Source organism: Trinickia sp. (assembly GCF_051954495.1).
Lineage (GTDB): Bacteria > Pseudomonadota > Gammaproteobacteria > Burkholderiales > Burkholderiaceae > Trinickia.
The window spans coordinates 82,116-104,463 of the sequence record NZ_JBQCHR010000153.1; the positions used below are offsets into that span (position 1 = coordinate 82,116).

20 protein-coding genes and 2 pseudogenes are annotated in these 22,348 nt (G+C 64.5%); 12 read left to right on the forward strand and 10 right to left on the reverse strand.

The window, feature by feature from the left end; translation table 11 throughout:
• Window positions 1-101: 101 nt before the first annotated feature.
• From ACTHNR_RS20925 to ACTHNR_RS20945, 5 genes are all read right to left on the reverse strand, one after another.
• A complete protein-coding gene (locus tag ACTHNR_RS20925; RefSeq protein WP_440549570.1) occupies window positions 102-1,574 on the reverse strand; it encodes an NAD-dependent succinate-semialdehyde dehydrogenase in 1,473 nt (490 codons plus the stop codon).
• A gap of 83 nt (window positions 1,575-1,657) precedes the next feature.
• Window positions 1,658-2,746: a tartrate dehydrogenase gene (locus tag ACTHNR_RS20930; RefSeq protein ID WP_440549571.1), complete on the reverse strand. Its 1,089-nt coding sequence runs from the start codon at window positions 2,744-2,746 to the stop codon at window positions 1,658-1,660.
• 104 nt (window positions 2,747-2,850) lie between these two features.
• Window positions 2,851-3,342, reverse strand: a complete 492-nt coding sequence (locus ACTHNR_RS20935; protein ID WP_440549572.1) for an Lrp/AsnC family transcriptional regulator — start codon at window positions 3,340-3,342, stop codon at window positions 2,851-2,853.
• Between the two features lie 49 nt (window positions 3,343-3,391).
• Window positions 3,392-4,789, reverse strand: a complete 1,398-nt coding sequence (locus tag ACTHNR_RS20940; RefSeq protein ID WP_440549573.1) for an aspartate aminotransferase family protein — start codon at window positions 4,787-4,789, stop codon at window positions 3,392-3,394.
• 156 nt (window positions 4,790-4,945) lie between these two features.
• On the reverse strand, window positions 4,946-5,806 hold the full coding sequence (locus tag ACTHNR_RS20945; protein WP_440549574.1) for a GNAT family N-acetyltransferase: 861 nt from the start codon (window positions 5,804-5,806) through the stop codon (window positions 4,946-4,948).
• A 267-nt stretch (window positions 5,807-6,073) separates the two neighbouring features.
• On the opposite strand from ACTHNR_RS20945, the gene ACTHNR_RS20950 reads away from it, so the two are divergent.
• The 6 genes from ACTHNR_RS20950 to ACTHNR_RS20975 all read left to right on the forward strand — a co-directional run bounded on the left by ACTHNR_RS20950 (window position 6,074) and on the right by ACTHNR_RS20975 (window position 14,619).
• A complete protein-coding gene (locus tag ACTHNR_RS20950) occupies window positions 6,074-7,558 on the forward strand; it encodes an aldehyde dehydrogenase family protein (RefSeq protein WP_440549575.1) in 1,485 nt (494 codons plus the stop codon).
• Window positions 7,559-7,816: 258 nt separating this feature from the next.
• Entirely contained in the window at window positions 7,817-9,094 is a 1,278-nt protein-coding gene (locus tag ACTHNR_RS20955; protein ID WP_440549576.1) for an NAD(P)/FAD-dependent oxidoreductase, read from the forward strand.
• Between the two features lie 97 nt (window positions 9,095-9,191).
• Entirely contained in the window at window positions 9,192-10,811 is a 1,620-nt protein-coding gene (locus tag ACTHNR_RS20960; protein ID WP_440549577.1) for an ABC transporter substrate-binding protein, read from the forward strand.
• A 90-nt stretch (window positions 10,812-10,901) separates the two neighbouring features.
• Window positions 10,902-11,858: an ABC transporter permease gene (locus tag ACTHNR_RS20965; protein WP_440549578.1), complete on the forward strand. Its 957-nt coding sequence runs from the start codon at window positions 10,902-10,904 to the stop codon at window positions 11,856-11,858.
• Window positions 11,855-12,769 (forward strand): ABC transporter permease, encoded by a 915-nt coding sequence (locus ACTHNR_RS20970; RefSeq protein ID WP_440549579.1) that lies wholly within the window; start codon window positions 11,855-11,857, stop codon window positions 12,767-12,769. The genes ACTHNR_RS20965 and ACTHNR_RS20970 overlap by 4 nt, the downstream gene beginning before the upstream one ends.
• Entirely contained in the window at window positions 12,766-14,619 is a 1,854-nt protein-coding gene (locus ACTHNR_RS20975; protein ID WP_440549580.1) for an ABC transporter ATP-binding protein, read from the forward strand. The genes ACTHNR_RS20970 and ACTHNR_RS20975 overlap by 4 nt, the downstream gene beginning before the upstream one ends.
• A gap of 11 nt (window positions 14,620-14,630) precedes the next feature.
• Here ACTHNR_RS20975 and ACTHNR_RS20980 read toward each other — a convergent pair.
• A pseudogene (locus ACTHNR_RS20980) lies at window positions 14,631-15,011 on the reverse strand (zinc ribbon domain-containing protein); the annotation flags it as partial.
• A 74-nt stretch (window positions 15,012-15,085) separates the two neighbouring features.
• Between ACTHNR_RS20980 and ACTHNR_RS20985 the strand changes: the two are divergent.
• Window positions 15,086-15,430: a helix-turn-helix domain-containing protein gene (locus tag ACTHNR_RS20985; RefSeq protein ID WP_440549581.1), complete on the forward strand. Its 345-nt coding sequence runs from the start codon at window positions 15,086-15,088 to the stop codon at window positions 15,428-15,430.
• 84 nt (window positions 15,431-15,514) lie between these two features.
• Window positions 15,515-16,168 (forward strand): nucleoside/nucleotide kinase family protein, encoded by a 654-nt coding sequence (locus ACTHNR_RS20990; protein WP_440549582.1) that lies wholly within the window; start codon window positions 15,515-15,517, stop codon window positions 16,166-16,168.
• 68 nt (window positions 16,169-16,236) lie between these two features.
• Here the strand turns inward: ACTHNR_RS20990 and ACTHNR_RS20995 are convergent, their stop codons facing one another.
• The 3 genes and pseudogenes from ACTHNR_RS20995 to ACTHNR_RS21005 all read right to left on the reverse strand — a co-directional run.
• Window positions 16,237-16,653, reverse strand: coding sequence for a VOC family protein (locus ACTHNR_RS20995; RefSeq protein ID WP_440549583.1), 417 nt, complete (start codon window positions 16,651-16,653; stop codon window positions 16,237-16,239).
• Complete coding sequence (locus tag ACTHNR_RS21000) at window positions 16,650-17,162, reverse strand: helix-turn-helix transcriptional regulator (RefSeq protein ID WP_440549607.1); 513 nt, start codon at window positions 17,160-17,162, stop codon at window positions 16,650-16,652. The genes ACTHNR_RS20995 and ACTHNR_RS21000 overlap by 4 nt, the downstream gene beginning before the upstream one ends.
• Before the next feature lie 54 nt (window positions 17,163-17,216).
• Window positions 17,217-18,113: pseudogene (locus ACTHNR_RS21005) on the reverse strand (cupin domain-containing protein); the annotation flags it as partial.
• A 103-nt stretch (window positions 18,114-18,216) separates the two neighbouring features.
• Between ACTHNR_RS21005 and ACTHNR_RS21010 the strand changes: the two are divergent.
• Both ACTHNR_RS21010 and ACTHNR_RS21015 read left to right on the forward strand, forming a co-directional pair.
• A complete protein-coding gene (locus tag ACTHNR_RS21010; protein WP_440549584.1) occupies window positions 18,217-18,957 on the forward strand; it encodes an SDR family oxidoreductase in 741 nt (246 codons plus the stop codon).
• Window positions 18,958-19,093: 136 nt separating this feature from the next.
• Window positions 19,094-19,642 (forward strand): hypothetical protein, encoded by a 549-nt coding sequence (locus tag ACTHNR_RS21015; RefSeq protein WP_440549585.1) that lies wholly within the window; start codon window positions 19,094-19,096, stop codon window positions 19,640-19,642.
• A 39-nt stretch (window positions 19,643-19,681) separates the two neighbouring features.
• On the opposite strand, the gene ACTHNR_RS21020 is transcribed toward ACTHNR_RS21015, so the two are convergent.
• Entirely contained in the window at window positions 19,682-20,278 is a 597-nt protein-coding gene (locus ACTHNR_RS21020; protein ID WP_440549586.1) for a TetR/AcrR family transcriptional regulator, read from the reverse strand.
• Window positions 20,279-20,414: 136 nt separating this feature from the next.
• Between ACTHNR_RS21020 and ACTHNR_RS21025 the strand changes: the two genes are divergently transcribed.
• Both ACTHNR_RS21025 and ACTHNR_RS21030 read left to right on the forward strand, forming a co-directional pair.
• Complete coding sequence (locus ACTHNR_RS21025; protein WP_440549587.1) at window positions 20,415-21,476, forward strand: saccharopine dehydrogenase family protein; 1,062 nt, start codon at window positions 20,415-20,417, stop codon at window positions 21,474-21,476.
• 116 nt (window positions 21,477-21,592) lie between these two features.
• Window positions 21,593-22,348, forward strand: coding sequence for a Fic family protein (locus tag ACTHNR_RS21030; protein WP_440549588.1), 756 nt, complete (start codon window positions 21,593-21,595; stop codon window positions 22,346-22,348).

The following is a 22,348-nucleotide window of genomic DNA, read 5'->3' on the forward strand; positions in this document are numbered from 1 at the left end:
CTCAGCAAACGTGCGCATTCTAGCCCGCGCCGCAACGTTTGGCGAAACGCCGCCCATAGCCTGCACTCAGCCCGCTCATCCGGTTCGGCGTCGTCGGGTCGCTACGCCAGATTACCCTGGCATACGTACTTGATCGACAGATAATCGTCGAGGCCGTACTTCGAGCCTTCCCTACCGTAGCCCGATTCCTTGACGCCGCCGAAGGGGGCCGCCTCGCTCGAAATCGCCCCTTCGTTGATGCCGACAAGGCCTGATTCGAGTGCGCGCGACACACGCTCGACCCGCTTCATGTCGTTGCTGTAAAAGTACGACGCGAGTCCAAAGGGCGTGGCGTTCGCCGCATCGACGGCCTCTTGCTCGTTGTCGAAGCGAAAGAGGGGGACGACGGGGCCGAACGTTTCTTCGTCGCATAGCTGCATGCTGGCGTTCGCATCGGCCAGGACGGTCGGCGCGAAAAAGTTGACGCCGAGTTCGGGCAGGCGCTTGCCGCCCGTCACGACCCGCGCGCCGCGCGTGAGCGCGTCGTCCACATGCCGTGCGATCTTGTCCACCGCGCGCGCGTTGATCATCGGCCCGATTTGCGTGGCAGGGTCGCTGGCGGGGCCAACCTTCAATGCGCTCACACGCTCGGCGAGCAGCGCGGCGAAACGTTCGTAGACCCCGGCTTGCACGTAGACGCGATTGGGGCTGACGCAAGTCTGACCGCCGTTGCGGAATTTCGCGGCGAGCAGCCCCGTGACTGCTGCATCGAGATCGGCGTCGTCGAACACGATGAACGGGGCGTTGCCGCCCAATTCGAGCGAAAGTTTCTTGAGCGTGCCGGCCGATTCGCGCGCCAAGTACTTGCCCACGGCGGTCGAGCCCGTGAACGTGATCTTGCGTACGCGGCTGTCTTGCAGCCAGTCGGCCACGGCGTCGATGCCACGATCGCGTGAGGCCGTGACGAGGTTCAGGACGCCCGGGGGCACGCCCGCTTCGTGCGCGAGCAGCACGAGCGCCGACGCCGTGAGCGGCGTGTCCTCGGCGGGCTTGCCCACCACCGTGCAGCCTGCGGCCAATGCGGGCGCGATCTTGCGCGCGATCATCGCGAGCGGGAAATTCCAAGGCGTGATCGCGGCGACGATGCCGATGGGCTCCTTGACCGCGCTCATGCGCTTGCCGTGCTGCTGCTGCGGAATCAAATCGCCGTAGATGCGCGTCGCTTCCTCGGCGAACCACGCGACGTACGACGCGCCGTAAGCCACTTCGCCGCGCCCTTCGGCCAGCGGCTTGCCTTGCTCGCGCGAGATCAGCGCGCCGAGCGCGTCTTGATTCGCGACGATGAGCGCGTGCCAGCGCCGCAGAATCTCGGCGCGCGTTTTGGGCAGCGTATCGCGCCAGGCGGGCAGGGCGGCCGCGGCGGCGTCGGTCGCCGCGCGCGCATCGGCGGCGTGGCTGTCCGTCACTTCGGCGATCGTCTTGCCGTTTGCCGGATCGGTCACGGCGAACCGCTTGCCGTCTACGGCGGGCACCCATTGGCCGCCGATGAAGTTTTCCGTGCGAATCAACGCTTCGGGCGTGAAGATGCGCGTCATGTTCGAGACTCCTCTCGTATGGTCTAAGTCGTTGGTCGTTGGTCGTTGGTCGTTTGGCGAGCGCTGGCGTCATGCCGCGCGCTTCATGCGCGGGCGACGCGCTCGGCGATGGCCGCGCCCACTTCGTCGGTGCTTGCCTTGCCGCCCAGATCGCCCGTGCGCGGGCCCTCTTGCAGCGTGGCTTCGATCGCGGCGAGGATGGCGTCGTGCGCTTCCCGCTCCTTGCCGCCGTGCTGCCCCAAGAAGTCGAGCATCATGGCCGCGGACCAGATCATGGCGATCGGATTGGCGATGTTCTTGCCGGCGATGTCGGGCGCCGAACCGTGCACGGGCTCGAACAACGACGGGAACGCGCGGTCGGGGTTGAGGTTCGCCGACGGAGCAAGGCCGATCGTGCCCGTGCAGGCGGGACCGAGATCGGACAGGATGTCGCCGAACAGGTTCGTCGCCACGACCACGTCGAAGCGGTCGGGATTGAGCACGAAGCGCGCGCAGAGGATATCGATATGCTGCTTGTCCCACGTCACGTCGGGATAAGCGGCGGCGACCTCGGCCGCGCGTTCGTCCCACCACGGCATGCTGAGCGCGATGCCGTTGCTTTTCGTCGCGACGGTCAGCTTCTTTCTCGCTCGGCGCTGCGCGAGATCGAACGCGAACTTGAGCACCCGCTCGCTGCCGCGGCGCGTGAAGATCGATTCCTGCACGACGAACTCGCGGTCGGTGCCGGCGAACATCACCCCGCCCACCGACGAATACTCGCCTTCGGTGTTTTCCCGCACGATCCAGAAGTCAATGTCGCCGGCGCGCCGGTTGGCGAGCGGCGAGGGCACGCCTTCGAACAGCCGGGCCGGACGAAGGTTGATGTACTGGTCGAATTCGCGCCGGAACTTGATCAGCGAGCCCCAAAGCGAAATGTGATCGGGCACGCGCTCCGGCCAACCCACGGCCCCGAACAGGATCGCATCGCAGCGCAGCAACTGCGCTTTCCAGTCGTCGGGCATCATCTGCCCGTGCTTCTCGTAATAATCGCAGCTGGCCCAGTCGATATGCTCGTATTCGAGCGCAATGCCGAAACGCCGGCTCGCCGCGTCGAGCACGCGCAAACCTTCCGGCATGACTTCCGTGCCGATGCCGTCGCCGGGAATCACGGCGATTCGATAAGTGCCAGCCATGATGCAAATGCCTCCAAGTATGGAATGAGCGAAATAGGTAGTCCATCGCGAATCGCATGAAGCGAGACGCGAACAAAGCGATGTCGATGACCGACTGCGCTGCTTCAAGAATGCCGAAACAGCACCTCGAGCGGATAGTGCGTTTTCACGAAAGGCGATTTGATGATGACGTAGCTGAAGTATTTCTCGATGCCGATATCGCGCTCGAGCAAGCCTTCGATCACGCTTTGATAGTGGCTGACGCTGCGTGTGACGAACTTGAGCAGATAGTCGTATCCGCCGCTCGCGAGATGGCATTCGATGATCTCGTCGACATCCTTGATCGCGGCGACGAAGCGCACGAAGTCTTCGCGCCGGTGATCGGCCAGCGTCACCTCGGTGAAAACGATCTGCACGTCGCCGAGCTTCTCGAGCTGGATCTGCGCGCCGTAGCCGACGATGTAGCCGGCCTTCTCGAGCCGCTTGACCCGTATCAAGCAGGGGCTCGGCGAAAGGCCGACGGCATCGGCAAGTTCGACGTTCGTAATGCGTCCACGCTTCTGAAGTTGCGAAAGGATCCGTAAATCGATCCGATCAAGCTTGCTGTCGCCGCTCATCGTCATCGTATCGTTGCCCGAGTCATACCACTAACGGTGAGCGATTACTTTAGCACGCGGTCACGCGCGTTCCACTATCCATCGCCGCCCTCACATCGGGCTGCGCCAGCACGTCGTCGAGCGTGCGGCGCAGGCGCTCGAACAGCAAATCGAATTCGCCTGCCGTGTAGGACAACGCTGGGGCAAACCCGAGGATGTTGTCGCCGAAGGCGCGGAAGATCAGCCCGTTGCGATAGGCGGCGGCCGCGATGCGCTCGGGCAGCTTCAGCGCGGCGTCGAAGCCGGCTTTGGTGTCCTTGTCGGAGACGAGTTCGAGCGCGCCCAGCATGCCGCGATGGCGCGAATCGCCCACGAGCGGGGGATCGAGCAGCGCGTCCAGGCCCTGCGCGACGCGCGGGCCGAGCGCCGCCGCATTCGCGAGCAGGCCGCCTTCGTGATAGAGCCGCATCACTTCGAGTGCGATGGCGGCGCTGACCGGGTGCGCCGAGTAGGTGTAGCCGTGGCCGATCGCGGCCTCTGGGCTGCCGTCGGCGATGCCGCGATACACCTCGTCCGACATCAGCACCGCGCCCATTGGCGCATACCCTGCCGTCAACCCTTTGGCGACGGTCATCAAATCGGGCTCGACGCCCTCCGCTTCGCACGCGAACAACGGCCCGGTGCGCCCGAATCCCGTGATGACTTCATCGGCCACGAACAGAATGCCGAGCTTGCGGCATGCATCGCGCATGGCCTTGAGCCAGCCGACCGGCGGCACGATGACGCCGCCCGAGCCTTGGATCGGCTCGCAGAAGAACGCCGCGACGTGCTGCGCGCCGAGTTCGTCCACTTTCGCTTCGAGCGCGGCGACCGAGGCCGCGATCAGGGCCGCATCGTCGGCGAAGTCGTTCCGGTATGCATAGGGCGACGCAATGTAGTGCTGGCTCGGCAGCGGAAGATCGAAATGGCGGTGAAAGGCGGGCAGAGCGGTCAAGCCCGAGCCGACCGACGACGAGCCGTGATACCCGCGCGCGAGCGAAATGAACTGCTTCTTGCCCGGCTTGCCGATCGCGTTGAAGTAGTGCGTGATGAAGCGCACGGCCGAATCGACGGCATCTGATCCGCCCAGCGTGAAATACACGTGCTGGAGCGAAGCGGGGCTGCGCTCGACGAGCTGCGCGGCGAGTTCGATCGCGGGCTCGGAGCCGAAGTGAAAATAGCCGGTTGCGTAAGGCAGCTTCTTCATTTGCGCGCACGCGGCTTCGACGATGCTTTGCTGACCATAGCCCACGTTGACGCACCACAGGCCCGCGAACGCATCGAGCAATTCGTTGCCTTGCGCGTCGCGCACGAAGGATCCGTGCGCCGATTCGAGGATAGTGACGCCGCGCGCCTCGTGCGCGCGATAGTTGACGACCGGGTGAATCAGGTGCTTGCGATCGGCTTCGATCAGCGAGGAAATCGACATGGTGACGGCCCTGTGTGAGTAGGAACGATGACGATTCCATAGTAGCGGCGGCGCACCCCGCTTCGTTTCCGAAAAACGCCCCTGGAAAGTGCACGGCGCGCGTTTTGATCCCGTTCGTCAGCATTTTCTGCTGACGCTGCGTCGGGGCCGCGCGGGTTAGCCGATCGCTTGGTTGATGATGCCGTATTGGGCGAATTCGGCATCGGGGCCGGGCATGTGCTCGGGATTGCGCACCATTTTGACGACGGTGTCGACGCGCGTGAGGCCGAGCGATTCGAGCCAGTCGGTCAGGCCGCTGTCGCCAGGCGTATCCAGGCGGATGAACATGCCGGGGTTCGAGGCCAGCCAGTGACCGATGAGCGCTTTGGCGCGCACCGAATCTTCGTCGCGCGGTACGACCACCGGGCCGATCGCGCGACCGCGTCCGAACCGCCGAAACAGCGCAAAGCCGATCAGCTCGCCATCGCGGTCGAGACCGATGCCTTCGGCGGATTCGAGCAGCGCCGGCAGCACGGACGAGCGGTCGAGGCCGCTCGCGCGCGACGCCATCTCGATCAGACGCGACGTGTCGTTCACGCCGAGGGGACGCAAGCGCTCCCGCGCGGGCAGCGGCAACAGCGGCGGCTGCAGCGCGGCGCCTTGATGCTGGTCGAGCGTGCCGATGGGCGCGAAACCGAGCTTTTCATACAGCGGCCGCCCGGCCGGAGTCGCGTGGAGGACGGTGGCTCGCGCGCCGAGCGCTTCCAACGCCATCTCGGTGAGCTTGCGGCCGATGCCGAAGCCCTGATGGGCCGGCGAGACGATGATCATGCCGACCGACGAAGTTCGCTCCCCATACTTCCAGCAGAGCACCGTGCCGACGACGCGCGAGTCGCGCTCCGCGACGAAGCCTTCGCCTAGGCCGACGACGAATTGCCAGTCTTCCGCGCGATGCGGCCATTTGAGTTCGGCGGTCAGCGCGTGAGCGGCAGCGATATCCGCCGCGGTGAATCGCCTGTATTGAATGGAGTCGGACACGCACACCCCCTCGTGATCTTGATTGGTACGAACTGTGTCATGGGCCACGCGGCCTGACTAGGACGATCTTTTCATCGGAAAGACGCGCCGCGCGCCGTTTTTGGTGCAATGCAATCTCGCTGGTTCGCGACGCAACGACGCGCGTGTTCTGCCGTCGGACGAATTTTGTCGGCGACATATGCTGTGCCTGCCGACTTACGATTTCACCCATGCAGCCGACGTGCCGCGGCGCCGGTGTCAGCGGCCGAGACCAGGGAGGAACCTCTAATGAACAGCTTCGATCCGGGCGCGATCGTCGTGCGCGGTGCGCATTACATCGGCGGGGAATACATACAGGCGCAAGGCGCGAGCCTCGACGTCGCGCGTCCCTCCGACGGCCGCGTCTATGCCGAGTTGCCCATAGGCGACGCCGATCTCGTTGCGCACGCCGTCGACAACGCCTGGCGCGCGTGGCGACAAAGCGGCTGGGGGACGATGGCTCCGCGCGAGCGCGCGCGCATCCTGCGCCGCTTCGCCGACGCGATCGCGGCCGACTCCAAGACGCTCGCGCCGCTCGAAGCGCTCGGCTCGACCCGCCCCGTACGCGACGCCTTCGCATGGGATGTCCCGTTCGCGGCCGAAGGCATTCGCTTCTATGCGGAATTCGCCGACAAGATCGGCGGCGACGTCGCGGCGACCGATCATGGCCACCTGGGGATGACGATCGCCGAACCCTATGGCGTGGTCGGTGCAATCGCGCCTTGGAATTTTCCGCTCGTCATGGCTTCGTGGAAGATCGGCCCCGCTTTGGCGGCCGGCAATGCCGTCGTATTGAAGCCCTCGGAGATGACGCCGTTTTCGGTGCTGCGGCTCGCGGAACTCGCAATCGAGGCCGGCGTGCCTGCCGGCGTCTTCAACGTCGTCCAAGGCGATGGACGCACGACCGGAGACGCGTTGGTCCGTCATCCGCTCATCGGCAAGGTCACCTTCACGGGATCGACGCGTACCGGCGCGGCGATCATGGCCGCGTGCGCGCATACCGGCACGAAGCCGGTCACGCTCGAGCTCGGCGGCAAGAGCCCGCAGATCGTATTCGCCGATGCGCCGCGGCTCGACGACGTCGCCCGCCGCATTGCATCGGGCATTGCGACGAACGCCGGACAAGTCTGCGTGGCCGGGTCGCGTCTGCTCGTCGAGCGATCGATCGCCGAGCCGCTCATAGAGCGGATCGAGCGAATCCTCGGAGGATTGAACGCGGGCGCGACTTGGGAGGCGGATACGACGCTCGCCCCGATTATTTCCACGCCGCAGGCGCAGCGTATCGACGCCATCGTTCGCGCCGCGCTGGAAGAAGGTGCGCAGGCGCGTTGCGGCGCACGGCGCGTCGAAACCGGCGCCCCCGCCGGCGGCGCCTACTACGCCCCGACGATCCTCGAACACGTGAGCGCCGACAGCACGGCGGTGCGAGAAGAGATTTTCGGCCCGGTCCTGACCGTGCAAACCTTCGATTCCGAAGACGAGGCGCTCGCACTGGCGGCCCATGCCGACTATGGGCTCGCGGCGGGCGTTCACACCGCCGACGTGGGCCGCGCCCTGCGCTTGGTGAGAAAGCTCGAGGCCGGTACGGTATGGGTCAACCGCTATGGCCGCTCGAACGACTTCGTCATTCCGACGGGGGGCTACAAGCGCTCGGGCATCGGCAAGGATCTCGGCAAGCAAGCCTACGAAGCCAACCTTAGATTCAAGAGCGTGCTGATCGACCTGAACGGTTGATCGAAGCGGCGGCGCACCGGCCGGTGCGCCTCGCGCTAAGGGTGCACCCGAATGGCCGCAGACTCTGCTGTCGCGCCGGGGCAAAACGAGCGCTTTGTGTGGCGGTCGCCCTCCAAATTGAAAGCATTTTTGTTTTTGCATTGATTAAATGTATTCACGACGCAGGCATTAACAGCCTTTGAAGCGCGACCTGAGCACCCCTAGCTTCCAGCGGCGCGGCCGGCTGAACGCATTAGAGATCGAACGAGGAAACCCACGATGAAGTTAGAGTCCTACTGGCTCGATACCGCGCCCGCCACGCCGCTCGGCGATGAAGGGCCCGTGGAGGGCCGCGTGGACGTTGCCGTGATCGGCGGCGGCTTCACGGGACTGTCGGCCGCGCTCGCGCTGAGCCGGCGCGGCGCGAGCGTCGCATTGCTCGATGCCGGACGGATCGGCGGCGGCGCCTCGGGGCGCAACGGCGGACACGTCAACACCGGCGTGGCGCAGGACTTTTCCGCGCTAGTCGGGAAGATCGGGCTCGAGCGCGCGCGACGGTATTACCTTGCCTACGCCTCGGCCGTCGACACCGTCGAGCGCCTCGTTCGCGAGGAATCGATCGATTGCGACTATGTCGCGACGGGTAAGCTCAAGCTAGCCTCGAAGCCGCATCACTACGAGCACTTGGCCAAGACCGCCGAGCTCATTCATCGAGAAGTCGATTCGAACATCGAACTGATCGATCGCTCCCGTATCGGCGCCGAAGTGCAGTCCGACCGGTTCCACGGCGGTTTGCTGCAGCGTCACGGCGGCCAGATGCACATGGGCAAATTCGCCGCCGGTTTGGCGCGGGCGGCGCGCCGCTACGGCGCAACGCTTCACGAGCACGCGGGCGTCTCGACGATCGCCAAGCAGGGCACGCTCGGGTATCGCGTGGTCTCCGCGCGCGGCGAGCTCAGCGCGACGAACGTGCTCATCGCGACCGGCCCGTCCAAGCATGGCCCGTTCGCCTGGTATCGGCGGCGCATCGCACCGATCGGATCTTTCATCATCGTGACCGAGCCGCTCGGGGCGGACGTCGTAGCGCGCATGTTTCCGAACCGGCGCGCCTATACGACGACGCGGCTCATGCACAACTACTTCCGCGTCACGGCCGACAGCCGGCTCGTATTCGGCGGAAGGGCGCGCTTCACGGCGTCGGAGCAGCCCTCCGACGAACGCAGCGGGCGCATCTTGCAGCGCAGCTTGGCCGAACTGTTTCCATCGCTGGCGAGCGCGCGCATCGACTACTGCTGGGGCGGCCTCGTCGACATGACGGCCGATCGCTTGCCGCGCGCCGGACAGCACGACGGCGTGTATTTCTCGCTGGGCTACAGCGGCCACGGCACGCAGATGTCCACGCACATGGGGCAAGTCATGGCGGAGGTCATCGGCGGCCGAGAGGACGCCAACCCATGGCGGGATTTGTCGTGGCCCGCCATTCCGGGGCATACGGGCAAGCCCTGGTTTTTACCGATCGTCGGCACGTACTACCGGATCAAGGATGTCTTTTATTGACATCGGCGATCGCCGAACGAAGGCGCTGATTGAATCATCGAGTTGACCGCCGGTTAACTATTTTTGCCAGCCTTGGCTTACATCGCGGAGAAGTGCAATGAAAAAGGACACCTCACAATACGGTGCTGTCGGGGCCGAGACCACGCTCGAACAGTTGACCGCGAAGGGCGCGTCGCGCCGCGATGCGCTGCGCGCGCTCATGGCGGCCGGCCTCGTCACGGTAACGGGCGGCGGCCTGCTCGTCGCCAGCGCGTCCGCGCAAGCGCAGGGCACGCCCAAGCAGGGCGGCAAGATTCGCGTGGCCACGCAGTCGTCGTCGACGGCCGACACGCTCGATCCGGCCAAAGGCGCGCTCGCGACGGACTACGTGCGCTGCAACATGATCTATAACGGCCTGACCGAACTCGATTCGCACCTGGGCGCCACCATGGCGCTCGCCACGTCGTTCGACACGCAAGACACGAAAGTGTGGGTCGTGAAGCTGCGCTCGGGCGTGCAATTCCACGACGGCAAAGCCTTGACGCCGGCCGACGTGGTCTATTCGCTCATGCGCCACAAAGATCCGGCCACCGCCTCGAAGGCCAAGACGCTCGCCGATCAAATCAGCGACGTGAAAGCCAGCGGACCGAACGAAGTGACCATCACGTTGTCGGGCCCGAACGCCGATTTTCCGGTCATCCTGGCCGATGCGCATTTCCTGATCGTCAAGGACGGCACGAAGGATTACACTAAAACGGCCGTGGGCACGCGCCCGTTCACGCTCAAGGAATTCACGCCGGGCGTGCATACGGTCGTCGTCAAAAACGAGCATTATTGGAAGCCTGGGCTGCCGCACTTGGATGAGATCGAACTCATCGGCATCAGCGACGAAGCGGCGCGCGTCAATGCGTTGCTCTCGGGCGACGTGCAGCTCATCAACCAGGTGAGCCCGCAGTCGACCGGCCGCATCAAAGGGACGCCCGGTTTTGCGGTGCTCGAGACGAAGACGGGGCAATACACCGACCTCATCATGCGCAACGAAGGCGGCATCACGGGCAACCAGGATTTCCGGCTCGGGCTCATGCATCTGCAAAACCGCGATCAAATGCGCCAGGCCGTCTTCCAGGGCTATGGATCGATCGGCAACGATCAGCCGATCGATCCGACCAACAAGTACTACTTCGCCGGCTTGCCGCAACGCAAGTTCGATCCGGACAAGGCCAAGTTCTACTTCAAGAAGGCGAACCTCGGCAGCACGCCGCTGCAGGTGTTCGCATCGCCGGCCGCCGACGGCTCGGTCGACATGGCCATGCTGCTGCAACAAGCCGCGCCGCAAGCGGGCCTGAACTTGCAGGTGATGCGCGTGCCCGCCGACGGGTATTGGTCCAATCACTGGATGAAGCACCCGCTCAGCTACGGCAACATCAACGCGCGGCCGACCGCCGACATGCTGTTCACGCAGTTCTTCGCGTCCAACGCGCCGTGGAACGAAGCGAACTGGAAGGATCCGCAATTCGACCAGATGCTGCTGGCGGCTCGCAGCGAGCCCGATGAAGCGAAGCGCAAGAAGATCTACGGCGACATGCAAGTGCTCGTGCACGAGAAGGGCGGTCTGGGCATTCCGATGTTCCTCAGCTCGCTCGATGCGCATACGAGCAAGCTGAAAGGCCTCGGATCGATCCCGCTGATGGGGTTGATGGGCGGCATGTTCGCCGAGCACGTGTGGCTCGAAGCCTGATCGAAACACGCCTCGGTGTCCGGATGGGAGGTGCATTCGGACACCGGCGACGAAACAAGATGCAAAGCATGACGAAGGAGACGAGCATCCATGAAACGACAAGCCTATAGGCTCATTGCCAGCCGCCTGGGGCTGGCATTGCTGACCTTGCTGATCGTCTCGGCCATAGTATTCGCCATGACCGGCCTGCTGCCCGGCGATGCCGCCCAGGAGGCGCTCGGCCAGGCCGCCACGCCCGAAGCCGTCGCCGCGTTGCGGCATCAGTTCGGTCTCGACCAACCGGCGTTGCAGCGGTATCTGCAATGGCTCTTTCATATCGTCAGGGGCGACTTCGGCATATCGCTGTCGAACAGCCTGCCCGTGAGCGAACTCATTCAAACCCGCTTGCCGAATTCGTTGATGCTCGCCGGATTGACGACGGTCGTGGCGGTGCCGATCGCTTTGGCTATCGGCATTTTGTCGGCGATGTATCGGGGCTCGCTGCTCGATCGCGCCTTGAACCTCTTGACGCTGTCGACAGTAGCCGTACCGGAGTTCCTCGTCGCGACGATCGCCGTGTTGATCTTCGCCGTCAATCTCCACTGGCTGCCCGCGCTGTCGTATCTGTCGTCGGTCTCCTCGTTCAGCGACCTGGTCCGCATCTACGCCATGCCCGTGATGACGCTGTGCTGCGTCTTGATCGCGCAGATGGCGCGCATGACCCGGGCGGCCGTGCTGGACCAGCTGAACTCGGGCTACGTGGAGATGGCGTCGCTGAAGGGGGCGTCGCAAGTGCGCATCGTGCTGCGCCACGTGCTGCCCAATGCGATCGGTCCGATCGCCAACGCCGTGGCGCTTAGTCTGTCGTACTTGTTCGGCGGCGTCGTGATCGTCGAATCGATTTTCAATTACCCCGGACTCGCGAGCCTGATGGTGGATGCGGTGACCAACCGCGATATGCCGCTCGTTCAGGGCTGCGTCATGGTTTTTTGCGCAGCCTATCTCGCACTCGTATTGATGGCCGACCTATGTCAGATCATTTCCAATCCGAGGCTTCGTCAACGATGAATCGCCCCGCCCAACCCTCCATCCCGCATCCGGGAACCGAGATTTACGACGAGGCGGCGCCTCATGCGGTCAAGCGTTCGCGCCGCGCGCGGCGAGGCCGCATGTCGTGGTTCGGCAAGATCGGCCTGGCCCTCGTCTGCTTCTGGCTGCTGATGGCCGTGTTCGGGCCGATGCTCGCCCCGTACAAGGAAGGCGCGCTCGCTTCGCCGTTCAGTTTCGCGGGCTACAGCGCGGCGCATCCGTTCGGCACCGATTATCTGGGCCGCGACATGCTGAGCCGGATTCTCATCGGCGCGCGCTACACCGTCGGTCTAGCGCTCGGCGCCGCGGTGCTGGCGAGCGGTATCGGCACCTGCTTGGGGCTCGTTGCGGCCGTTTCCGTGCGTTGGGTGGACGAAGCCATGGGGCGCTTCTTCGACGCCTTGATTTCGATCCCGAGCAAGGTGCTTGCGCTCGTTGCGATCGCGGCCTTCGGCTCGTCGATTCCGATGCTGACGATCATTGCCGCGGTGGCGTACATCCCGGGCGCATTCCGGATTTCACGCTCGCTCGCCGTCAATTTGATGACGCTCGAGTACGTTCTCGTCGCCCGGGCGCGCGGGGAGCGGCTCTTCTATATCGCGCGCGTCGAAGTGCTGCCGAACATGATTCATCCGGTGCTGGCCGATTTCGGATTGCGGTTCGTCTTCATCGTGCTGCTGTTGAGCGGCTTGAGTTTCCTTGGCCTCGGCGTGCAGCCGCCGAACGCGGATTGGGGCTCGCTCGTTCGGGAGAACATCGGCGGCTTGTCGCAAGCGGCGCCCGCCGTGTTGATGCCGTCGATCGCTATTGCGACGCTGACGGTCGGAATGAATTTGCTGATCGATAGCTTGCGCCGCCATGCGGGCTTTGGCCAGGGAGGCCAGAAATGAGCGACGTGATGATCGAAGTGAAAGGCTTGCGCATCGTCGCCGGCAGCGCGAGCGAAGGCTTGACCGAAATCGTGAAGGGCGTCGACTTCAGCGTGAAGAAGGGCGAGGTGCTGGCGCTGATCGGCGAATCGGGCTCCGGCAAGACCACGATCGCGTTGTCGCTGCTCGGCTATACGCGGCACGGCTGCTCGTTCGCCGGCGGCTCGGTGCGCGTGGGCGCGACCGACGTGTTGGCGCTCGACGATGCGGGGCGGCGCGCGCTTCGGGCGCGCACGGTGGCTTACGTTGCGCAGAGCGCGGCAGCCGGGTTCAATCCGGCGCGTACGTTGATGGACCAAGTGATCGAGCCGGCGCTGCTGCATCGCCTGATGACGCGCGATGCGGCGCGCGCCAAGGCCGTCGAGCTGTTTCGCGCATTGGCGCTGCCGGCTCCGGACAGCATCGGCGATCGGTATCCGCATCAGGTATCGGGCGGGCAGCTGCAGCGCGTGATGGCGGCGATGGCGCTGATTACCGACCCGGCCGTCGTCGTGTTCGACGAGCCGACGACCGCGCTCGACGTGACGACGCAGATCGAGGTGTTGGTCGCGTTCAAGCGCGTCATCAAAGAGGTCGGGGCGACCGCGGTATACGTGTCGCACGATCTGGCGGTCGTGGCGCAGATGGCCGATCGGATCGTCGTTCTGAACGGCGGGGAAGTGCAGGAATGCGGCGACGTCGATCAGGTGCTCGACGCGCCCGCACATGCTTATACGCGGGCGCTGCTCGCGGCTTCCGCCCACCGGGAGGGACGGTCGACGCAAGATCGCGCCGCGGCCGCGGCCGCGGGCGGCAGCGCCGGCGTACCGTTATTGGAGATCCGCGGTTTGGCGGCAGGCTACGGCCGTATCGACCGGCACGGCTATCCCGCCGTGTGCGTGCTCGACGACGTCAATCTTTCGATTGCGCGCGGCAGCGCGCTTGGCGTGATCGGGGAATCCGGATCGGGCAAGACGACGCTCGCGCGCGTCGTGGCGGGACTCGTCCAGCGTGCGAGCGGGGAGGTGCTGTTCGAGGGCAAACCGTTGTCCGCGCAACTGAGCGGGCGTACCGCCGATCAATACCGGCGCATTCAGCTCGTCTTTCAAAACGCCGATACGGCGCTCAATCCGAGCCATACGGTCGAAGACATATTGGGGCGCCCGCTCGCGTTCTACAAGGGGCTGCGCGGCGCGGCCGCGAAGCGGCGCATCGGGGAACTGCTCGATCTCGTGAAGCTGCCGGCGTCCACGGCGACGCGGCGCCCCGGCGGTTTGTCCGGCGGCCAGAAGCAACGCGTGAATTTCGCGCGGGCCTTGGCGGCGGAGCCGTCGCTGATCTTATGCGACGAGGTGACATCGGCGCTCGACACCGTCGTAGGCGCCGCGATCCTCGATTTGTTGCGCGAGTTGCGCCGAGAGCTTGGCGTGTCCTACATGTTCATCAGCCACGATATCTCCACGGTGCGTGCGATCTGCGACGAGGTCGTGGTGCTGTACGCGGGCCGGCGCGTGGAAGCGGGGCACCGCAAGCTGCTCGACCAGCCGCCGCATCATCCCTACACGGGGTTGCTGGTGGATTCGGTGCCGGCGCTCAAGCGCGGCTGGCTGGACGCGCATCGCAACGTGGGGGCATGCGCGCTTCCGCCGCTGTCGGCGGATTCGGGCAACGGCGGGCTGTGCAGTTTCCGCACGCGCTGCTCCGCGCGCGTAGACGGCAAATGCAACACGACGCCGCCGCCCTTGAGAAGGCTGCCGTCGGGCGCGCAGATACTGTGTCATCGCTCCGCGGATGAACTCCAAGCCCTTCAGCCGGTACGGGGCGCGGCATGAGCCGGCGATGCTTATGCATCGCCGAGCGCGGGTGAAGAACGAAGCAGGTGTGACTTGACGTCCTCGCCCGCCTGAAGGCGGGTGATTCCCACAACTGGCGATGCACGTCCGCATCGGAGAATGTTCAGCGCAGCATTGATGTCGCGATCATGCACACAACCGCAACCACCGCACTGCCACTCTCTCATTCGCAAGCCTTTCAGCCCGCTTGGGCCGCTGCGCGCATGGCACGCATAACTGTTTACGTAAAAAAACGCCTCGGTCACTTCGTCGAACCGCGCTCCGTGCGTGATCGCTTGATAGCGGAGCTTGTTTCGGAAGGCCGACCAAGATGCGTCGTAGATGCTTTTCGCCGTCTTGGGTTTGGCGTTGATCATGCCGCTCATACTACCTCTAAAATGCCGTCTTGCGGCGGCGCTCCTTACCTCCTCGGACTAAAGTCCGAGGTCTCTCGGAGCAAAATCTGATGAAGCGAACAGAAGGCTTGGATCAAGCGCGGGCGTTTATCGAGGCGCATTTCGCGGAGCCGCTGACGCTCCAGCAAATGGCCGCGCCCGCCGCGCTCAGTATTTCTCGCTTCGCGACGGCGTTTCGAGAGCGTTTCGGCTCGTCGCCCTATCGCTATCTGTGCGGCTTGCGCATCGCGCGGGCGCAAGCGCTGCTGCTGGCGGGCGTGCCGAGCGTGGCCGTGGCCACCGAAGTCGGTTTTTTCGATCAAAGCCATTTCGGCCGGCATTTCAAGCGGATGTGCGGGATGACGCCGACCATGTTCGTCGCGAGCGCGCGCTCCAAGAAGGCTGCTACGATCTAGCATCGATACGCAGATCAGTACGCCGCGCGCTGCTCGGTTCGCAGCGAGGCCGGCGTCGACGCCTTCTTAACGGAGCCGCTTGCCGTGGACCGCACCCAACCCGAACAACACCGCCTCGATCTCCCCCAGTTAACCGAACACCTTCACCGCTCGCAACGCACGGCGCGCCGCGTGGTCGCCATCGCGGGAGCGCCCGGATCGGGTAAGAGCACCTTCGTCGAATCGCTTGCCGAACAACTGAACGCCGATCGCCCTGGCTTGGCTTGCGTGCTGGCCATGGACGGCTACCACTTCGACGATCGCGTATTGGAAGCGCGCGGCCATCGACCGCGCAAGGGCGCGCCGTTCACGTTCGATGTGGGCGGCCTTGTCGCCATGGTCGATCGCCTGCGCGCCGACGAAGGCGAGGACATCGCCGTGCCCGTTTTCGATCGCTCGCTCGAGATCGCGCGCGCCGGCGCGGCCATCATTCCGGCTTCGGCGCGGATCGTCTTGGTCGAAGGCAACTACTTGCTGCTCGACGATCCTGCCTGGTTGCCGCTGCAGCGCCGCTTCGACGTCACGGTCATGCTCGATGTGCCGCGCGAAGTGCTGATCGAGCGCTTGATCGCGCGATGGCGAGGGTACGGCATGGATCAGGCGGCCATACGAGAAAAGCTGGACGAGAACGATTTGATCAACGCCGATCTCGTGCTGTCCGCCAGCGTGCCCGCGCAGTTCGTCGTCGCGAACGGCTAGCCGACGCTACGCGGACCGCACGTATCGAGGGCGCCATCGACAAAAACGACGAATGACGGCGGCGACGCTCATGCCTTGACCTTCGCGCTTTCGATCATCTTCCATCCGTTGCCGGCCGGATCGCGAAAACCGGCATCGACATTGCCGTACCGATCGACCGGCGCTTGCGTGAATTCCACGCCGCGCTCGCGCAGGCGCTCGTAGGTCGCGCGGCAGTCGTCGACGGACAGCACGAGCGGAGGCATCGCCCCCTTGGCGACCATCGCGCGCAGCGTTTGCGCCGTGGCCTCGTCGTGCATCGGCGGCCCAGGCATGAATAGGCCCAGTTGGAACGAAGGTTGATCGGGGTGCTGCACGGTAAGCCAGCGGTAATTGCCGTTGCGCACGTCGGAATGAACCTTGAAGCCGAGTTTATCGACATAAAACGCGAGCGCTTCGTCTTGATCGTCGACATAGATGCCCACCACATTGACACTTTCGTTCATGACGCCTCCTTTGTTGGTGACGGCACTGTATCCGCGGCGGCACGGCGTCGCTTCTCCGAAACTGCCACCTTGAGGTCCGGCCGCTGCGCGGCCTTCGCGACGCAGGCGGGCATGAGGGCGAGGTTGGGAATATTCATCTGGGCTTGCTGACGCAGCGCGCCAGGGTTTTGCCCCGTCACGTCGCGAAAAATTCGGCCGAACGTGCCGAGGCTTTCCCAGCCCGTGGCGAAGGCGATTTCGGTGATGCTCATATCGGTATCGCGCAAGAGCGTGGTGGCCTGTTCGATTCGCCGCGTCAACAGATAGCGGTGCGGCGGCAGACCGAACGCACGTTTGAAGGAGCGCGCAAAGTGCGCTTCCGAGATACCGCTGACCTTCGCGAGCCGCTTGACCGGCCAAACTTCGTGCGATGCCGCGTCCATCCGGTCCTTGGCTCGCAGCAGGCGGCGCAGCAAGGCGGGGTCTTCCAATGCGTCGGTGTCGGTATCCGTGTCGGCATCGGCATCGATTTCGCTCTCGATCGTATTGGGCGCCGCCGCGGGTGATTGGCCAGCCTTATCTTCCGCTTGCTCGCGGCAATAGCGCGTAGGCGGCACGCCGACGAAGCGCGTGAACGCGACGCTGAACGCGCTGGCGGAACCATACCCCACGCGTTCGGCCACCTCGGCGACGCTGCCTTCCTTGCGCAGCAGCATGTGCTTGGCCATCGCCATGCGCCAACCGAGTAGGTACTCCATCGGCGGCACGCCCACCGCACGGCTGAATCGCTCGAAAAACGCCGAGCGCGAGAGGGCCGCCTCTTTTGCTAGCTGCGGGACCGTCCAAGCTTGCCGCGGGTTCTCGTGCATCCGTCGAATGGCGGCGGAAAGGCGCTCGTCGGCAAGCCCGCGCAAAAGGCCCGGCGAAGCGTCGGTGCCCGCTGTCGATCGCAACGCTTCGATCAAGAGCACTTCCAATAGCCGCGCGAGGACCACGTCGCGCGCGGGCCGCATCGCACGCGACTCTTCGCCCACGAGTTGCGCGATCGTCGCGAGGCGTCGATCGCCGCGAATGTGCACGACTTTGGGCAGCAGCGAGACGAGCAATGCGGCATCGGGCGAACCGAAGACACAATGGCCGATCAGGAAACGAACGTCCGCCGGGCCGTGTCGTTCGCCGAGCCGGAACTCGCCGTCTTCGAGCTGAACCGGAGCCGTGACGGTGTCCTTCTGCGTAGGCGCTTCGAGGCTCGACATCGAGCGGCCGTAGCCCGACGGAATGAGGACGAAGTCGCCGGCCACCAGCGTGATTGGCTCGTACCCGTCCACCGCGAGCCAGCACGCGCCGTCGACGACCAAGCAGTAGAACGGCTGCCCCGATTCGGCGCGGCGTACGCGCCAGCGGCCGGCGCCGCCGACGACTTTCGAGAATGAGGCGCTCGGCTGAAGCAGCGCGACCACCTCGGAGAGCGGGTCGACCATGGGCTGGACTCTCGCGAATGAAAATCGGACTTAGGATTGTAGCGAATCCGGCGGGGAGCGCCTATCGTCTCGGTACGCCAAACCCACTCGTAGGAGTCTTTCCATGTCGAAAACCATCCTGATCACCGGCTGCTCGTCCGGATTCGGCCTCGAAATCGCCCGGTATTTTCTCGCTCGCGATTGGCGCGTCGTCGCCACGATGCGCACGCCGCGCGAGGACTTGCTGCCTCGCTCGGAACGCTTGCGCGTGCTGGCGCTCGACGTGACCGACGCTGATAGCATCCGCCGGGCGGTCGATGAAGCGGGCCCGATCGACGTCCTCGTCAACAACGCGGGCGTGGGGGTGCTGGGCGCGCTCGAAGGCATGTCGATGGAGGTGATCCGCGACGTGTTCGAGACGAATACGTTCGGCACGATCGCGATGACGCGCGCCGTGCTGCCGCAATTTCGCGAGCGAAGGGCCAGCGTGGTCGTGAACGTGACGTCGAGCGTCACGCTGAAGTCGCTGCCGCTGCTGTCGATCTATACGGCCAGCAAGGCGGCCGTCAATGCGTTCACGGAATCGCTGGCGTTCGAGCTAGAGCAGTTCGGCGTGCGTGTGGCGCTCGTGCTTCCGGGGCGGGCGCCGGAAACGCGCTTTCGCGAGAATGCGCAGCCGCGGATGCAAGACGGCATCCCCGCGCCGTATGCAGAACTCGCCCAAAGCGTTTACGGGGGATGGGAGTCCTCCGAGACCACGCGTTCGATCGATGTGGTGGAAGCGGTGTGGCGGGCGGCGAACGATCCGTCGAGCCCCATGCGCATCGCCGCGGGCGCCGATGCGCTGGCGCTGATTGACGGTTGACGGCGGGCCGCTCGCAGTCTTTGAGTCGAAACGGACATCTGGCATGATGCGTCGAATACGGGGAGTAGTGCGCCAACGAAAGCGCTTATAGACGTGGAGACGCAACATGCCGAATGTTAGTCATCGATCGCATAGTTTGAATTTCGTCGCGGGGTATGGACGATCGTTCGCTGAAACGCCGGCGGAGGCTTCGGTTCTCGCCAGTGCGCCCGCGCAGGACATGGGCGGTTTGAAAATGTATGCTCCGAACAAGCACCGAGAGGACTTTGCCCTCTATCCGGCCCGACTGGGCCTGCCGGCCAATGCCACGCCGTGCGATTACGCGGCGGAATTTCACTACGCGATGCAAATCGTCGACGACTTTGTGCAGGACGTCGCGTTCAAGTTTACGTGCAGCGGCGCGGGTGCCTTCGGCAGCGTCATCGAACTCGATACCCGCTCGAATTACCCGGAAGTCCCAATGGGATTGCGCGCTTTCACCTTTTCCCAGCAACACAATACGGTCGAAGTGCGCGATCGGTTGCCCAGAGACTATATCGCGTCGCTGACGTTCAAGGTGTGGAAGGGTGCAGCCCGGCCGAGCCGCGAGGACTGGATTCGATTCGAGGTATCCTTCGCGGACAATTCACGCCCCGTCGTTCCGCCGTGCGGCGTAATGCTCTATCTCGAACGCCTAGAGCATTGATTGCCGACAGCGGGACAAACCGAGCGCGCCGCGGCGTGTTCAACGCTTCGGCTTTTTCGGTAATAGCGCCTGCGCCAATTCCTGCAGAAACTTCGCGGGCCCCGCTGCGTGCAGCGCGCGCCCGCTGCTCAGCGCGCCGTCGATGATCGTGCCCAAGCGTAAGGCGAACGTCTCGGGATCGTCGAGCCGCATGGCACGCCCCAATTCCGCCAGCCTGCGTCGCAGTTCACGCTTATGCGCCACGGCCACCTTGCGCGCGGGGTGTTTGTCGTCGGCATACTCCGCCGCGATGTTGATCTGCGGGCAACCGCGATACCCGGGCCGAGCGATACGTTCGCCGAGCCACTGAAGCTGCGCATCCAGTTCTTCACGCGGAGCGCCCTCGTGTTCGGCGGCAACGGCGTCCCAATGTCGCCAGAAGTCGTCGTCCTCGCGCAGCAAAAACGCTTCGATCAGATCGTCTTTCGTCCCGAAGTGCCGATACAGGCTTGTTTTGGCGACGCCCGATTCCGCCACGATGAGGTCGACACCCACCGCGCGCGTGCCCTCGCGATAAAAGAGTTCGCTGGCCGTGCGCAAAATGCGCTCGCGTGTGTCGGCGGGCGAGGCTGCCGCCTGTTCTCCTCTCTTCGCCATGGTCGCCCTCGAAATTTTCCGGATGCCGTGTATGGGAAGCGATGGTAGCACTACGAGAATGACGACGCTACAGATCTGTATTGACCACGCTACAGATCTGTACTATAAATGCGCCATTCCCACTTGGAGTTGAGCGATGAGCGATCGAATGACTGTTGCGGTGTACGGGGCTGCGGGCCACACGGGGCGTTTCGTCGTCGCGGAATTGAAGCGGCGCGGGCATGGCGTCATTCGTGTTGGGCGGGACGCGGCGCGCTTGCAGGAATCGATCGCGGATGATCGCGAGGGGGTATGGCGAGTGGCGGCGATGGACGATGCCGCGCAGCTCGACGCCGCGCTGCGCGGCGCGGATGCCGTCATCAATTGCGCTGGTCCGTTTCTCGATACGGCGCTGCCGATCGTCGATGCGGCGTTGCGCGCGGGCATTCCGTATCTCGACGTGACGGCCGAGCAGCCCGCGCTCCAGCAACTCGTCGAGCAGCGCGACGAGCGTGCACGCGAGGCAGGCGTGGCGCTCGTTCCCGCCGCGGCGTTTTACGGCGGGCTTGCCGATCTGCTTGTGACGGCGGCGGTCGACGCCGATGTGCCGATCGAGCGGATCGATATCGCGATCGGACTCGACAGCTGGCATCCGACTCGCGGCACGCGGGTTGCGGGCGAGCGCAATCGCGCGACGCGCCTCATTCAACGTGGCGGCGCCCTGACGCCTTTGCCGCTGCCGGCGGCCGAAGCCGCCTGGTCGTTCCCGACGCCGCTCGGCGAGATGGATGTCACGATGATTCCGTTCACGGAGGTGTTGACGGTGTCGCGTCATCTGCGCGTCGATACGATCGAGTCATGGCTTGCGGCGTCGGCGCTACGCGATATTCGTAATCCGAACACGCCGCCGCCCGAGGCGCGCGACGAGCAGGGCCGCTCCGCTCAGCAGTTCGTCATGGACATCGTCATCGAGCAAGGCGGCGCGACGCGTCGCATCACGGCGGCGGGGCGCGACATCTATGCGGTCAGCGCACCGATCGTCGTCGAAGCCGCCGAGCGATTGGCGAGCCGGCGCACGACGAGCAAGGGCGGCGTGGTGAGCCTCGGCGCGATCTTCGACGCGCAGGATTTTCTGCGCGCGCTCGATACGGTGAAGGTAGAACGGCACCCGATCGCGGCGCCTATATTGGCGATGAAGGAAGCGCGCGAAATGCGCTGAGAGAGGACGAAGTCACCCTTGCGCAGAGGGCGCGGCGCGCTCGCGCGCCTTGTACCCCTTTTAGGTGCATCGCAGAGGCTATACTCTGTGGCGCTAACGATCGCAAGGGTGATTCGATGGATGTCTCTACACAGTCTTTACTGCAAGCCGTCGATGCCGACAAAGCTCGGCTCGACGGCGCGCGTCCGCTGCCGCTGCATACGCTGGAGTCGCTGCGCGAGCAGTTGACGCTCGATTGGACTTACCATTCGAACGCAATCGAGGGGAACACACTGACGGTGCTCGAAACCAAGGTAGCGCTCGAGGGCGTGACGGTGGACGGCAAGACCCTTCGAGAGCAACGCGAAGCGGCGAATCACCGCGATGCGATTCTCTACGTCGAAGAGATCGTCGCGGGCAATGAGGCGCTGTCGGAGCCGCAGATTCAAAACATTCATCGGCTGGTGCTCAAAGGGATCGACGATCAAGCGGCCGGGCGCTATCGCCAAGAGAACGCGACGATCGCCGGGGGGAGTACGACTAGTCCCGATTTTTCGCAGGTGCCGGCCGAGATGGCTGGACTCATCGCTTGGTACGAGCAAGCAGCGACGATGCATCCGGTGGCGCGCGCAGCCGAACTGCATGCTCGATTCCTCAAGATTCGCCCATTTGCAGACGGAAACGGAAGCACGGCCCGGCTGCTGCTGAACTTCGACCTCATGAAGGCCGGCTATCCTCCGGCCGTCATTCGGCAGGAGGATCGTCAGGGCTACCAGGCGGCGCTCGTCGAGGCGGATGTGCGGGGCGACTACAGCGCGATCGTCAAGTGCGTTGCCGAGGCGACGCACAGAACCCTGCTCTCGTATCTAAGGCTGCTCGGCGCGTCGGATTGA